The sequence below is a fragment of the Bacteroides neonati genome, assembly GCF_000499785.1.
Classification (GTDB): Bacteria; Bacteroidota; Bacteroidia; order Bacteroidales; family Bacteroidaceae; genus Bacteroides; species Bacteroides neonati.
In genome coordinates, this window is sequence record NZ_HG726026.1 from 227,084 (window position 1) to 241,437 (window position 14,354).

The 14,354-nt window shown below is 41.5% G+C and carries 12 protein-coding genes, 1 tRNA gene and 1 pseudogene; 10 read left to right on the forward strand and 4 right to left on the reverse strand.

Going from position 1 to position 14,354, the window contains the following annotated elements:
- From TY03_RS18470 to TY03_RS18510, 9 genes are all read left to right on the forward strand, one after another.
- Nucleotides 1-4,032: a pyocin knob domain-containing protein gene (locus tag TY03_RS18470; protein ID WP_042372645.1), complete on the forward strand. Its 4,032-nt coding sequence runs from the start codon at nucleotides 1-3 to the stop codon at nucleotides 4,030-4,032.
- A 2-nt stretch (nucleotides 4,033-4,034) separates the two neighbouring features.
- On the forward strand, nucleotides 4,035-5,216 hold the full coding sequence (locus TY03_RS18475) for a hypothetical protein (RefSeq protein WP_042372647.1): 1,182 nt from the start codon (nucleotides 4,035-4,037) through the stop codon (nucleotides 5,214-5,216).
- Between the two features lie 24 nt (nucleotides 5,217-5,240).
- Nucleotides 5,241-5,582: a hypothetical protein gene (locus TY03_RS18480; protein ID WP_042372649.1), complete on the forward strand. Its 342-nt coding sequence runs from the start codon at nucleotides 5,241-5,243 to the stop codon at nucleotides 5,580-5,582.
- A gap of 18 nt (nucleotides 5,583-5,600) precedes the next feature.
- A complete protein-coding gene (locus TY03_RS18485; RefSeq protein WP_042372651.1) occupies nucleotides 5,601-6,089 on the forward strand; it encodes a hypothetical protein in 489 nt (162 codons plus the stop codon).
- Nucleotides 6,090-6,280: 191 nt separating this feature from the next.
- Nucleotides 6,281-6,715: a hypothetical protein gene (locus tag TY03_RS18490; protein ID WP_042371471.1), complete on the forward strand. Its 435-nt coding sequence runs from the start codon at nucleotides 6,281-6,283 to the stop codon at nucleotides 6,713-6,715.
- The gene (locus tag TY03_RS18495; RefSeq protein ID WP_042372653.1) at nucleotides 6,712-7,107 is read left to right on the forward strand and encodes a D-Ala-D-Ala carboxypeptidase family metallohydrolase; all 396 of its coding nucleotides are present in this window, start codon (nucleotides 6,712-6,714) and stop codon (nucleotides 7,105-7,107) included. The genes TY03_RS18490 and TY03_RS18495 overlap by 4 nt, the downstream gene beginning before the upstream one ends.
- Nucleotides 7,104-7,643, forward strand: coding sequence for a hypothetical protein (locus tag TY03_RS18500; protein ID WP_042372656.1), 540 nt, complete (start codon nucleotides 7,104-7,106; stop codon nucleotides 7,641-7,643). The genes TY03_RS18495 and TY03_RS18500 overlap by 4 nt, the downstream gene beginning before the upstream one ends.
- A gap of 463 nt (nucleotides 7,644-8,106) precedes the next feature.
- On the forward strand, nucleotides 8,107-8,796 hold the full coding sequence (locus tag TY03_RS18505; RefSeq protein WP_042372657.1) for a KilA-N domain-containing protein: 690 nt from the start codon (nucleotides 8,107-8,109) through the stop codon (nucleotides 8,794-8,796).
- The gene (locus TY03_RS18510; protein ID WP_042372659.1) at nucleotides 8,797-9,438 is read left to right on the forward strand and encodes a hypothetical protein; all 642 of its coding nucleotides are present in this window, start codon (nucleotides 8,797-8,799) and stop codon (nucleotides 9,436-9,438) included. It begins immediately after the preceding gene.
- A 365-nt stretch (nucleotides 9,439-9,803) separates the two neighbouring features.
- Here the strand turns inward: TY03_RS18510 and TY03_RS18515 are convergent, their stop codons facing one another.
- The 4 genes and pseudogenes from TY03_RS18515 to TY03_RS18530 form a co-directional block, all read right to left on the reverse strand.
- A complete protein-coding gene (locus TY03_RS18515; protein WP_052332558.1) occupies nucleotides 9,804-10,946 on the reverse strand; it encodes a site-specific integrase in 1,143 nt (380 codons plus the stop codon).
- A gap of 199 nt (nucleotides 10,947-11,145) precedes the next feature.
- Nucleotides 11,146-11,218, reverse strand: a tRNA-Lys gene (locus tag TY03_RS18520).
- Between the two features lie 112 nt (nucleotides 11,219-11,330).
- Nucleotides 11,331-11,783 carry a DUF2231 domain-containing protein gene (locus TY03_RS18525; RefSeq protein WP_148335716.1) on the reverse strand — a complete coding sequence of 151 codons (453 nt, stop codon included), beginning with the start codon at nucleotides 11,781-11,783 and terminating at the stop codon, nucleotides 11,331-11,333.
- A gap of 26 nt (nucleotides 11,784-11,809) precedes the next feature.
- Nucleotides 11,810-12,787: pseudogene (locus TY03_RS18530) on the reverse strand (potassium/proton antiporter); the annotation flags it as partial.
- A gap of 120 nt (nucleotides 12,788-12,907) precedes the next feature.
- On the opposite strand from TY03_RS18530, the gene TY03_RS18535 reads away from it, so the two are divergent.
- Nucleotides 12,908-14,347, forward strand: coding sequence for an IS4 family transposase (locus tag TY03_RS18535; RefSeq protein WP_042366734.1), 1,440 nt, complete (start codon nucleotides 12,908-12,910; stop codon nucleotides 14,345-14,347).
- The last annotated feature ends 7 nt before the right edge of the window (nucleotides 14,348-14,354 follow it).

Here is a 14,354-nt window from a genome sequence, read left to right on the forward strand (position 1 = left end):
ATGAAGAAAGTATTTATCAGCGAAAAAGCAATTCCATCTAATCCGAGGTCGAAAAATTATTCGACAGGATCGACTATTATTCGTACTAGTAGCGGTACGAATAATAGTTTATTGCCAGCACAAGAACAACTTTTCATTAAGAAGCTAGATCCTTTTGGCAATCCATATGCATATACCGACCTACCGATCGTAACCCGCAGCGGCCTGATAACCTACAATGACGATGGCAGCATTAACCTGCCCGATCTGTACGCCGGACTTCCCCTCGATGGCACCACCATCGGCCGCGATTCCTCCGGGGCACTTACCGTATTGGGTGGTGTAGGCTCCGACTTCGATGCAACTCAGATGTGGGCTTCCTTATCTGGATCAGGTGCAGAGCAGATCAACAAGTCTCATCTCACCGATGCTTTTGCTGGTTATGCTACCGAGTCTTGGGTAAATGATAAAGGTTATGTCACCACCACCCGTCTGAACGAGTTGATAGGCGGTGCATCGTCTGCCTTCGACACACTGAAGGAGATAGAGGACTACATCAACTCGCACGAAAGCGTAACAGCCGGTCTGATCGCATCTCTTGGTAACAAGGTCGATAAGGTTACAGGTATGGGGCTATCGGAGCACAGCTTTACAACCGCCTTGCGAGACAAGCTCAACAGCATTGCCGACGGTGCCAACAAGTATATTCTTCCCGTGGCCAAAGCAGCCGTATTAGGCGGTGTAATGATCGGTAGCAATATCAACGTCAATGCTCAGGGAGTAATCAGCGTAGAAGCTCCTTACAGCCATCCTACGCAAAAAGCTATAACGGCCGGAGCTGCACGTCACTTCTTAACCGGTCTTGCCGTTAACGAGTATGGTCACGTCACCAGTGCTACAAGTGCAGCTCTAACGAAAGATGATCTCCTGTCCGTACTGAAGGACGAAGACGGAGTGATCCGACTTGACGCGCAATTAGCACTAACCGGCAGCTTGATTAACTTCGCCAACTTGGGTACAGTCAATATCCCATCCTTGTATGATGGAATCCCGGTCGATGGGAAGAGTATCTATTGGGAGAATGGCACACTGAAGAGTTCCTCGACTGGCGGTGGTGGGCTTGCTAAGGTTATCGTTAAGGTAGGTCTAGCGGCCTACGAATCTGTTGACGGAGTGGTTACTCTGCCGGCTTATCCGACAATGCCCGATCTGACCAACTATGTAACAACCAACACTGAGCAAACAATATTAGGACAAAAGACATTTACATCTCCAGTTTTTTTAAATCATAGCGTGATCGGTGATGCTCCTGATAACATTAGTTTCTATACTAAACAATTCGGAGGGCAGGGAATTAATATGAGAAGCTTATTGGTATCTGCTGATTACTCTTTGAGAAATTTAGTACCAGACCAAGGTGCATATTTTGTTGGTGATATAAAAGCTAGCTCTTTTGTTAAACACGGTGGAACTGCTAACCAAGTTCTCCGGGCTGATGGTGGAGTTTCTTCATTTAATTGGATTGCACAACAAGGTCAACCCGAATGGATATGGGGAGGAAATTCACCACACGATTATTTCGTTTGGAACCCTGCTAATTTTAGGGTAGCAAATGCTAATGCCGTCGGGGATGTAGGATTAAATAGAATCTTAGCATATAAAGGAACTCTTGTAAGCAATGTGAATTTTGATAATCTTTGGGAACCCGCTTGTTATTTTAATCAAATTGGAAACGGAGCCAATAATTCTAATTATCAATTAACATATAGTGTTGACTTAGTCTTTGGCGGTGATGCTTATATTTCACAATTACAACACGGAGCCAATAATAGTAGCTTAGCTATTCGCCAAAGATGGGATGGTGTTTGGTCTCCTTGGAAAACTATACCTTTTGAAAGTGGTAATATAGAATCTGCTAACCGACTCCGGCATGCTCGTTCTATCTGGGGACAACCTTATGATGGTACAAGTAACATAGAGGGTGCTATGTTTGGAGTTAGAAGCATTGGAGGATTAACTAATACTTCGATTGATTATATTACTAATCACGGTCATCACTTTTACACTAACGCTGGAACTGTACACAGAATGGCTATATTAGGGAATGGTGATGTTGGGATTGGTACAGCTGATCCTGTATATAAGTTAGATGTTCGTGGCGACATACGATCTACTGCAACAATTACAGCTAGTCGTGTTGTTGCAGGATTTGATTCTGGTGTTGCAGGGTCTGTGTCTTGCAGTAATTGGTTTAGAAGTAGTGGCCCGACAGGATGGTTTCACAATGAGTATGGCGGTGGTATTTATATGACCGATCCAAACTACGTTAGAGTTTATAATTCCAAACCTTTTTGGGTCGACAATCATATTAGACTCAATCAAAACTCAAACTCATCACAATTACTCGATTTAAGAAATACGGGAGATGGATGGACGTGGATGAGTATGGGTAATGATAGGCAAGGTGATGGATGTGTTCATTTAGCTTGGAATACAATTGCAGATACTAATTCAGGACTTACTTTTCCAGCTAATAGTTATCATATTAGACCTGGTGGAGTTAATACTATTGCAGCTTTTAATCAGGGTGGTAGCTATTTTGCAAATAAGGTTGGAATAAATACAACTGCTCCTGTTTATCATTTAGATGTTAGAGGTACTTTTAGAGTTACTGACGAATTACGCGCTAGTACAGGTATTTTATTGGATGGATTAACTGCTAACACAAACTCACATATTAGACTTGTAAATGGAGTAAGCCACAAACAATGGGGTATTAAGGCTGGTAATTACCAAGTAAATGAGGACGATTTTACGATTACTGACGACTATACTGGTACTTTGCCAAGCATTAGGATTAGGTCTGGGTTAGAAAGAGATTTTCTTGTTGCTAATCGGCTTTTTGTAAATGCCAACAAAGCAAATGATAGACTGGCTGCAAATGCGACAATCTCTCTCGCTATTGGAGACTCTGATACCGGGTTTGATTGGGCTAGTGATGGCGTATATAAGATAAAATCAGACGGCATTGATATAGCACAAGTAAGCCAAGACCGCTTCCATCTCTATAAAAAAATGGTGATTGAATCGAACGAGGGAAATTACTGCGAAGGCATACGAATCAAGGCCTCTTCCTCCAACTGGGTAACTATCGCTTTGGGTGCAGATGGAGAGTTCGGTACTTCTGAAAATATGTGGAGCATACATAGAACTGATACGAATAACTTTACTATATCCCGTAATACCTCTACTGGTGAGAATGGTATGATCATTACTAAAACAGGAAACGTTGGTTTTGGTACAGTAAATCCAACAGAAAAGCTTACCGTTAATGGATGGCTTGGTTCCATTGGGGCTACAGGATGGTATAACACTACATTTAGCGGCGGTATGTACATGGCCGACTCAGATCAGGTGCGCGTATATGGAAACAAAGTGCTATACAATGACGGCTTTCGTACATGGGGTATTGCTGGTTATCGCGTTGGATTGAAACTCTACAATCCTCTTCACACAGGAATCAACTTATCTAATGATTCTTACACTTGGGGTATCTATTCTCATTGGAATGGCAATATGTACATTGGTCGTCGATCGGGCAATGTTAACGATGAAAGTGGTGAGTATTACCTAATCATCGGTGCCGGCACCATGACTTATAACGGTAGCATTGTCCTGAATGGCGGTGGGCTTATTACCTACAGCTCAGATATGAGACTCAAAGAGATACAGGAGTACTTTAAACCATCGCTGAACGAATTGGCAGCTCTGCCTATATTCGCCCACTCCTGGCGCAATGGCACACCCGGCGTTCAGCTCTCAACATCCGCACAAGCAGTACAAAAAATCATGCCTTGGAATGTATTCGAGGGAGACGATGGATATCTCAAGATGGACGGTACCCGTACCGCTCTGGCCGTATCTATCCGACTGGCACAGTTGGCCAACGAATACATCACTAACAACGAACGATGGAAGTCCGATAAAGACAGACAGATCGAAGCATTACAGAGAGAAGTAAGAGAATTGAAACAACAATTAAATGTAGCATAACGATGGCAGTATATGATATCTTACCGTTTACAGTACTGACGGATTCGGACATAAGAGACACTCTTAGAGCCTCAGGTGGAGTGGTTGACTTCGACTCGCGCAATTGGTTTAAGCCCGAAGCCAGAATCAATATGTGGAGCCGCTACAAACCTGTTGAGTATGATGCCCCGTTTCTTGAAGAGCCTTTGCGCAGCACGATTACCGGGTTCTCATACGAAGACATCAAGGATGGTATCTTTACCATTCGCCTGTACACCTATAAGAACCCAACTTTACCTACGCGAAGTGCTGATTTCCGAGGCTACAACCGGCACGCCAAGGCTTTTCATCCTTATATCCCGGAAGCGGCATACGTCGGAGCACCTCCCAATACGAACATCTATATCAGCTCTAATGGGGACACTGCTGCTTTTCTTGTGAATGTTGTTCTTCCGGAGATCAATCTGAGAAACTTCCACTCCGATCTAGGTGACGCCCCGGCAGATGGAGTGATCGATATCGTATTCTTCTACGATAATAAGGTTAACGTGCTTGGCTCATTAGACCTGAGCGGAGTGAGCGAAGAAGACTACCGGCTTAACTATGCCAACAAGGAAGTATCAATTGCCTGTTCTCACTCTCTCGGAATACCGGCATCAGGCGATACAGCTTACCATACCTATTATGCGAGAGTATCGGGATGTATGTTGGTCTCTATGAGCTTCTGCTCCATACAGGGAGTATTATATAAACGATTCATGCAAGACCCGAACGATGTAAATCAATGGATAAGAGCTACTGTAAGCATTGATAGCACGCAGTGGGTTGACAGCATGGGTGATGTCAACAACTACATCAAGTGGGGATTGATCAAGTACTTGAGAAGAAACGAAGCGTCCGATAAAGTCGGAATCAAATTATACAACCTATGGCATGGTATATCCGGTTTAGGTGGATTAGAAATCGCCTATAAGAACGAATCGGGGCAATGGATCGTAATTGTAACCATGGGAGCCGTCACCAACTTCGAGAGTTGGAGACTGTCCAACGGAGCTTATTACTTCGGTGGCAACCCATATACGGAAAATTACGACTTCGACGGTATCGGTAATGTGCTTACATCAAATGCTACCATACTATTACCTGGCACTAATTCCTCATTCCAAGTTTCAGAGTTCAGAATCAAATATTTAAAGAGAGTATAATCATCATTTTTAATAAAAACAATTATGGCAATCAAGATTTCAAACATTACTACCCGTGTGAAGGTAGAAGAGACAATTAACGGCTATAAGTTCGAAGGAACCGCCGAAGTGTATAATGCTCAGAAGGCAATTAAATCGCTCACTGCAACGATTACCAAGGAGTCTGACCAATCCGCACCCAATACCGCCATGACCGGCACAACAGGTCGGCAGTACATGTACTCTGTGCAGAGAGGTATATCCGAAGGAGCTACCACAGCAGGCGGCATGTACCTCCCTGATGGCGAAGATGGCGAAGCAATCCTAACAGCCGGTATCGCGTTCGAAAGAGCGGTTGAAGCGTATGTAAAAACAGCAGAATTATAATCTAAAAACATTGAAACAATGAAAGTTACTAAAGAGGGAATGACAAAAAGTGATATCGAGAAGCTGAGTAATATCCTGTCTCGACAAGATTTTAAATTCGGTAAATGTAGCAATAAGACACGCATCAAGATCGTACGTATGCAGATACTTCTTGACCCGATCGCCGAGACAGTCAAGAAAGCCAGGGAGACGGCCGACAAACAATTCATGAGTGAACGTCTTAGAGGTATGCTTGAAAAGGTTCAGCAGCAGAAAATGATGGCAGACGATCCGGATGTGTACGAGTTCGACAAGCTATTCAAGGCATACAATGAGAACATTAAAGAGGCAATGACACCTGTTCTGGATGCAACGGTAGATGTGAAGCTGGAGAAGCTCTCATTATCGGAGTATGACAGTGTACTTGACAGTAATGCGGATTGGATTTCTGGTGGAACGCCTAAATTCCTGTTCCTCATGATCGTGGACGATAAGCCTGAAGAAAAGACGGAAGAGGCGACAAAGTAAACGAAAAACCGCCCGACCTTCAACAGGCTGGGCGGTACTAACCACTAACTTAAATATAGCTACGTAATGAATTTATGACTAATTAATTCTTTGCAAATATAGGGCATTGATTATCTGTACACAATCGCTTTATATAGGTATAGTTTAAGTTAGGGTAATGATAACAAGGTATAAACGTAAATAAAGAGTAAATGGATGAAAGGAATGTGATTGGAGGTATTACTACCGCTGCATTAAGCGGTTGTATTGAGTTCTTGGAGCCGCTTCGGTGGTTCTTCTTATTGGGGTTAATTCTCATACTTGCCGACTTACGGTTTGGGATTAGTGCGGCCAAGATTCGCAAGGAGCAGGTCCGCACGTCACGGGCTATCAGAAGAACTATAAACAAGATTATTGATTATCTGTGTTGGATTTTCACGGCCGGAGCATTGGGGGCAACGTTCGGTGTCTCTTTTGGCATCACCACATTGCCGGCACTGGTGATGCTCGTTGTGTACGGCATAGAGATCAACTCTTGCTTCGCTAATTACTTTGAGGCGAAGGGAAAAAAGATCAAGGTTAATATATTCAAGTTCTTCGCTAAGAAGAGCGATATCATTGAAGTAGAAGAGGAGGAGACAAAATGAAGTACTTTACTATTGAAGAGCTTACACGCAGCAGTGTTGCTCAGACAAGGAGAATTGAGAATAAGCCGGATGCCGGTCAGCAATCGGCATTAGTTGACTTGATCGAGAATGTTCTTGACCCACTTCGGGAGAAGTTCGGCAAACCAATCTTGGTTAGCTCCGGTTTCCGTTCAAAAGACTTAAACCGCGCTGTCGGTGGTGCCGCTACTTCACAACACATGAAAGGAGAGGCAGCCGATATCTATACCGGCACAAAGGAAGGTAACAAGGCATTATTTGATATTATACGTAAGGAGCTACCTTTTGACCAGGTAATTGACGAGAAAGACTTTAGCTGGGTACACGTGAGTTATAAGAAGAGTGGTAACAGGAAACAGACGCTGAAATTATGAAACGGGAAGAGTTGAAAGTAAGTGCAGGCTTTATGCTTGCGCTTATTGTTGCGTTACTTATGTGTTGCGGTTCTTTGATTTCATCGTGCGGTAGTAGTAAATCTTCATCTAAGCAAGAAACATCAATCGAATCCGGGAGCCAAACCAATCGGAAAGATACTGCTTCACTCAACGAGCAGAACAAAAAGGTCGAGACCGAAGACGTTACTGAGGAAACGGAAGAGGTTACTACTGTCTATGATACAAGTAAGCCGGCTGACCCATCAACCGGTAAGTCTCCTGTTCTCTCTGAGACGAAAAAGAATACGAAGAAGGGTACCAATAAGAAAAAGGAAGAAAGTAGCAATACGACGCTTAATCAGTCCAGCATGGAGCACTCAAATGATAGTACTAAGATTAAGGATGCCAGAGAAGAGGATAAGCAGAAGCAAGAAACGACGGTACCAAGGCAGATTGGTGGAATGTTTTGGGCGTTGGCGGCATTGGTTGCCATGGTTGTTTTGGGATGGTTGGTGTATAGGTGGAGGAGAAAGTAGGAAATATTATTCGTTTACACAAAAAATGAATAAAATTATGCGCAATTCTTTAAATACGTGACTTACGCTGAGATGTCACATATCGGGAATAACAAAAAGTGATTTATATATTAGTATATAACATCTTTGTAAAAGAAATAAAACGACTGAGTGGTATCGGTCTTATCACAATATTAAATCTCTGTTCGTGTAATTGCCCGCATACCACTTTAAGGCAATGAAAGGATAGAGATTTTTCTTTTGCGCTACCAAATTAATGGGTAGAAAGAATATTGATTGAATGACGACGATAGTTGTCGGACAACTCTATGGTTAGTATATATCAGCAATCCGATAAGGGGTGAAGGGGCTCGAATCCCTACTTGCTACAAAGCATCACAAAAATAAACCCCTACAAAAGACGCGAGTAGTGATGCACTTCGTCCGATGTAGGGATAATATCAACGTTTAATACTGCAAATGTATGAAAACAAATCAAGAAATGGTTCGTCAAATGGGTAATTTTAATGTTATTCAACGGACAAGTGATGGGTATTTTAATGCCACTGGACTTTTGAGAATGTGGAACTCTGCTAATCCCAACGAGCAAAGGAGGCTAGATAACTTCTGGGAAGTGACACATCTTGATAAACTAATGTCGGAAATAGCTGAAAATGAGCTTCATTTTAAATCACTGAATTTCGGGGATTTAAAAAATGCGCTTTCTATGGCTTGTAGAGGTAAGAAAAATGGTGGTACATGGATGCATCCTATTTTGTTTGTTAAGTTCGCCATGTATTTAAGCCCTAGATTTGAGTACCATGTTTTGAAATTCGTTTCTGACGAAATGATACGCTATCGTAACGATGCTGGAGATGCTTACAAGGAGTTGAGCTCTGCCATCATGCGTATTGTTCCAAAAGACTTCATGCCGAAGGCAATGTGTAGGGTTGGCGAGGCGTTGAATTGGGTTGTGTTTGGCAATCACGAGAAAGATTTACGCAACAAACATGGTGAAGAACATAAGCAGCGTGAGCTTTATCAGCTCGAAAAGAAAGTGGCTGATTTGATAAATGAAGGATTTATAACTAACTTTGACAACGTTATTAACTATCTAAGAAATCAGTACCAGAAGCGGAATTCCCCGCAAGTATTTAATCAAAGTGTAGCTTAAATGAATGCATTATCCAAGTTGAAAGTGAGTTATATAGAGGGGTTGATAGCCAACCCTTTTTATGTTCGTAAGTTGATAAATCGCAGGAGTAATGTTATCTTGTCTTGTCTTTTGACCCAAGCGTATAGCCATTTTACTACGATGATGTTGCATCGTAGTTTGGCCGTACTTGATAACAACTCTTATGAGGAGGCAGAGAAGTCGGCTATCTTGTTCGATTCTCTATTCGCTTTAGATGTTAAGCCAGAAGATATGCTGCATAAAACTGATGAAGAGACGAATAAATCCTTGGATGACTATGAGAAGCTATGTCATAATCTTAATGCTTTAGAAAAGTTAGGCATAGAGAGGGAGGTGGTTATTGCTTTTTGCAAACAAGTTGAGTACGGGTGTGGAAATAAGCTTGCCAGGTATCGAGTTCAATGTAACTTTCATTATACATATTATGCAGAAGCGACTTTTCTCTATCTGTTGGACCTGTGTTCCTACGAAGAAATGATGGAGCAATTCTTTGAGTATAGCTTATTCACAAAGAAGCGCTCTCCGGCTAAAGTTAGAAGATTTATAACGGATCTAAGGAAAGCTTTGGATTTATTCAATGAAATAACTCAGAAAAGGGACATCCGGGCAAAACGTAAATGATAATAGACCAGAGTGTAATTAACTCTTTATCCAACAAAAGAAAGCCCCGTCTACCAACGGGGCTTTCTTTTGCCCAATATCAGAAATAAGATACACCAATTCTCTGCGTTTTCAAGCGTTGTAACCACTATGTTTCCAAAAGTTGGGATGATTTTCCGCATAATTTAGAAAATTAACAATTTTGCCCTGCTCCTTCTGGAGTGGGGCTTTCCCATAAAATTGTGGAAAACTACCATCATTTTAAATCACTGGATTTCGGGGATTTAAAAAATGTATAACGCTCGATAATCAGCAATGGTCATTTTTGACCTATGGCTTTCTGTAAGATAGTAATGGCTACTGTATAGTGCAGTAGCCTTCTTTTGTTAAATTATCTTTGACAGCGTTTCCACATGCCTTTCAACGGTTGTTTTCAATATTTTCGCATAGATTTGCGTTGTCTTTATATCTTTATGCCCCAACATCCTGCAAACAGTTTCAATAGGAACATCATTAGCAAGCGTTACAGTGGTGGCAAATGTATGCCGGGCAATATGTGATGTAAGCGGTTTCTTCAACCCTAAGCGCAACTCTATTACATGTAGAAAATCATTATATTTCTGTATGCTTATCGTTGGAAGTCTTTCATTATACTTTAGCAAGATATCAAGTGCGGGTTTTAATACCGGCGTATAAAATTTAGTTCCGGTCTTTAGCCGTTCACCATCTATGTAATACATACCGTTGCTCTGAACCACATCCTTATCGTATCGAAATAGGCATATATCAGAATAGGAGAGGCCCGTGTAGCATCCAAACACAAAAACATCTCTAACGCGCGCTAATTTATCAGGAAGCTCTGCATCACGCAGTAGGTTTAATTCATATTGATTTAATGGCTCACGCTCTTTGCTGGTGCCTCGTGAAACGTCAAAAACATCATAAGGGCTATAGTCGATATATCGTAACTTATGAGCTTCAAGAATGTACGGTTTAACCCTCTTGTGATACCCATGTATGGTTACTTGACATCTTTTTGGATCTTCTGCACGGAGAAAGTCATCGAATCGCTTGAGTGTTTCAGGTGTAAGGTCGGAAAATGTACGCATCTTGCCGAATCTTCTTACGGTTTCCCATGCCGCTATATGGGCGCGTCGCGTTGAATCACGAATCTGCCTTTTGCAAATACAGTCATACATAAAATCAATAAATGATGTCGGTTTCACGGCTCCTTCATATCGAGCATTAAATGATTGCATGCTTATAGGCTCCTTATCAACATCCATTGCAATAAGTATACGCTCTACTTTCTTTTTAATCCCAAGTAAAGTATTGTTTAGCTGATCGGCATCGTTGTGTTTAACAACGATTGATTCATTCCATTGTTCCGGTAATATCTGAATACCGGTATTCACAAATTTCCTTTGTTGCCTGCTGAAGTAAATTTCAATTTCGACAGTAGCCGGCTTTACGTCTGTGGCTGTACGACGTCGGTCATATATATACCGAACTGATGGCATTGTACTCATTGTATCACATTTTTTGTGATATGTTCCGCAAAATGTATCGCAATACGTCTGATTGTGTCTACTTATATCGGTTCATATCGGGGTTATTGATTTGGTTCAAATCCCGCACAAAAAACTGATTATAAGAGTGATAGTGATAAGTGATTGATTCTAAATGAATAAGGGAAACCTTTTCAGATTCCCCTTATAGTAAAAAAAGTACACCCTCAGGGACTCGAACCCTGGACCCATTGATTAAGAGTCAATTGCTCTACCAGCTGAGCTAAGAGTGCATAAGCATGACGCTTTCTTTATTTCGGGTGCAAAGGTACAATATTATTTCAGAACTACAAATCATACGACTCTTTTTTTCTAAAAATATTGTAGATTTATTCAACTAGCATTTTACATTCTCAATAAATCATTGTAAACCAACACGCCACCCAAATATCCGGTTACTCCTACGGCAATAGCTCCAAGAAGATAAAAAATAAAGCCAATACGACGCAACGACAAAGCATGTGTTTTCCAGATATACCTCATCAAATAGAATGAGGTAGCGATGCACAACATGGTAACTGTTACTCCTGCCATTGTGCTATGAATATTTTTAGCTTGGGCTAGTTCAGCAATTGTAAAATGAGGAGTAAAATAGCTTCCAGCCGTAGCCGCTAAAATAGCCGCTATAGTGGCGAAATAAAGAATTATTTCACCGCAAGCAGAAGAACATTTTCTATACAGTGAAATTGATTCTAAAAGACATCCCAGTAAAGCTAAAGCAATAGGGAAATGTACCAACATCGGATGAATATGAGCTGTATCAAACATAATATAAGGAGTTTTAAATTGAATCTCCATACAAACACTTGATAAAGGCAGATTGTTTAATTTTTCTTGATGGTATAACTAGTTATACCCAACAAGTCATAAGCTTGCAATAGGGCTTCATCGTCATCCGAAATAATCAATAACTTATCATTTTCTTTTAGTTCTGTATGTCCTTTGGGAATAAAGTAACGCTCTTTCCGTTTTATCATTACGGCGAGTGTGTGGTCGGGAAGGCTTAGCTCCATTAATTTATTACCATGTACCAATACCTCGGGGGTAATATCAATCTCACTCACTGCACTTTTTATCTCGTCAGGAAGTTCAATGGCTATTTCATTTTTCCGCTCCGGCTCATCAATCTGATCGAGCCATTTAGCAACCTGCGTTACGGTGGTTCCTTGAATCAGAAGAGAAAGAATTGTAATAAAGAAAACAACATTAAAAATTATTCCAGCATGGTCAATACCTGCGATCAAGGGGTAAGTGGCAAAAATAATAGGCACTGCACCTCGTAATCCAACCCACGAAATATAAAGTTTTCCTTTGAAAGTAAATTTTTTGAATGGTAGCAAACAAAGAAATACACTGACCGGACGTGCCACGATAATCATAAAAAAACCAACCAATAATCCAATCGGAGCAATAGGTAACAACTCGTGTGGGTTTACCAATAACCCCAAAGTGATAAACATCACAATTTGCCACAGCCAAGCAAATCCATCAAAGAAAGTGCTTATATTTTTCTTATGAACAATCTCCGCATTACCAACCAGAAGACCGGCAATATAAACTGCCAAATATCCATTTCCCTGACACAGGGTAGTGATCGAGAAAGTAAAGAATGCGGTAGTCAGCAACAAAATGGGGTATAATGAGTCGTTCGCTATATTGATGTGATTGATTAAATAAATTGCCAGTTTACCTAACAGATACCCTGCCAAAGCACCTACAATCAATTGAATAGCTAATGTGAAAATAGCCTCTTTCACATCCATACCTCCCATTTGAATATAGGCAATGATTAATAACTCAAGTTTCGGATTTAGGCTGACATCCTAATTCTAGACATAAAAAAAGCTTTGAGACTTTCCGTAAATCTCGGAAATTTAGTAAATTAGCAGTGACCAAACAACTAATTAACCATTCTCAAAGCCATGAGCAAAATTACTAAAATTCCGTCAGAAATCCGCAATATTTTGAGTGAAAAACGCCGTTGCTCTGTGATGGACTCATTTTCAGGACTGTTAGAGTCTCTTCATCTTGACAGCCGTTGTCTTGGAGGGAACAAACGTGAAAACTGTCAGTTGACCAATCTTCAGCTGTTTCAGATTCTTGTCCTGATGCCGTTTTTCGCCATAAAAGGTTTTTCCCATTATCCTGATTCGGCTTTAAGTCGAATGTTCGGCGGCAAGAAGGATGTCTTGTATTCGTTTATGTCACATGATAATATCAACTGGCGCAATCTGATATACCGCATTGTTGTCAAGCTGATAGCCAAAGTGACTAACCGTCAGGATTTCAAGAAGAGTCATCTTCCTGTAGTACTCATCGCTGATGACTCTGACTTGCCTAAAACCGGAATGCGTATGGAGTCTATCGGCAAGATATTCTCACATGTTCATCAGAAATGTATTCTTGGGTATAAAGCGCTTATGCTGTGCTGGAGTGACGGGCGCACCCAGTTTATGCTTGACTCATCTCTGCATGGAGAGAAAGGCAAGGTAGAGGGTAAGGAACAGGGGTTAAGCGCAAAGCAACGACAGAACCGTTATAATAGGAAACGAGATGAGAACTCCCATGTGGCCAAACGTAAAGAGGAATATTTCATGAGTAAGGGAAAGAAACTCATTGAAATGGTCAGACGCGCCATCAAAGCAAAGATTCCTTTTGAATATCTGCTTGTTGACAGTTGGTTCACTTGTTCCGGGCTTGTCGATTTCGTATACAACAGTCATAAGAAGTTTCACTTGTTAGGGATGGCAAAGATGGGTAATACCAAATATCTCACCAAAAAGTGGGGTGAACTGACGGCAAAAGCCATAATCAGTAAGCTGCTGGGCTCTAAATCTGTGATATACAGTAGACGGTACCGTTGCCACTATGCGTCGGTGGACGTGATGCTCGGTGGGCGCAAGGTGCGGCTGTTCTTCTGTCGCAGAGGAAAGAGAGAGGGATGGAAAATATTGCTGACAACCAATGTAAAACTTGATTTCTTGCGGGCATATGAAATCTATGCAATGCGTTGGGCTATTGAGGTTTTCTTTGCCGATAGCAAGCGATTGCTTAATCTTGCAGGATGCTCGGCAAGAGACTTTTCCTCGCAGATAGCGCACGTATCACTGGTTATGATACGCTACAATTTGCTTGCCTCGGTAAAAAGGAGTCTGGACTACGAAACAATCGGTGGGTTGTTCAACGATATTTTTGCCGGAGTACACGAACTGACTGTTATGGAGAAGATATGGGCAATCATATTAGAAGTAGTGGCAGTCGTGGCTGAACTCACAGGGGCTGATGAAGAGCAACTGATGATACAGATCATAGAAAATGACAGACGACTTGCAGCACTCCGAGCGTACGCTCAAACGGCTTGATTTCTAA

What these genes read in the sequence shown, in the direction of transcription:
- TY03_RS18495 (WP_042372653.1), top strand. Translation starts at nt 6,712, where the DNA reads ATGAAGTACTTTACTATTGAAGAGCTTACACGCAGCAGTGTTGCTCAG.
- TY03_RS18480 (WP_042372649.1), top strand. Translation starts at nt 5,241, where the DNA reads ATGGCAATCAAGATTTCAAACATTACTACCCGTGTGAAGGTAGAAGAG.
- TY03_RS18510 (WP_042372659.1), top strand. Translation starts at nt 8,797, where the DNA reads ATGAATGCATTATCCAAGTTGAAAGTGAGTTATATAGAGGGGTTGATA.
- TY03_RS18505 (WP_042372657.1), top strand. Translation starts at nt 8,107, where the DNA reads ATGAAAACAAATCAAGAAATGGTTCGTCAAATGGGTAATTTTAATGTT.
- TY03_RS18500 (WP_042372656.1), top strand. Translation starts at nt 7,104, where the DNA reads ATGAAACGGGAAGAGTTGAAAGTAAGTGCAGGCTTTATGCTTGCGCTT.
- TY03_RS18485 (WP_042372651.1), top strand. Translation starts at nt 5,601, where the DNA reads ATGAAAGTTACTAAAGAGGGAATGACAAAAAGTGATATCGAGAAGCTG.
- TY03_RS18515 (WP_052332558.1), bottom strand. Translation starts at nt 10,946, where the DNA reads ATGAGTACAATGCCATCAGTTCGGTATATATATGACCGACGTCGTACA.
- TY03_RS18490 (WP_042371471.1), top strand. Translation starts at nt 6,281, where the DNA reads ATGGATGAAAGGAATGTGATTGGAGGTATTACTACCGCTGCATTAAGC.
- TY03_RS18525 (WP_148335716.1), bottom strand. Translation starts at nt 11,783, where the DNA reads ATGGAGATTCAATTTAAAACTCCTTATATTATGTTTGATACAGCTCAT.
- TY03_RS18475 (WP_042372647.1), top strand. Translation starts at nt 4,035, where the DNA reads ATGGCAGTATATGATATCTTACCGTTTACAGTACTGACGGATTCGGAC.
- TY03_RS18535 (WP_042366734.1), top strand. Translation starts at nt 12,908, where the DNA reads ATGAGCAAAATTACTAAAATTCCGTCAGAAATCCGCAATATTTTGAGT.
- TY03_RS18470 (WP_042372645.1), top strand. Translation starts at nt 1, where the DNA reads ATGAAGAAAGTATTTATCAGCGAAAAAGCAATTCCATCTAATCCGAGG.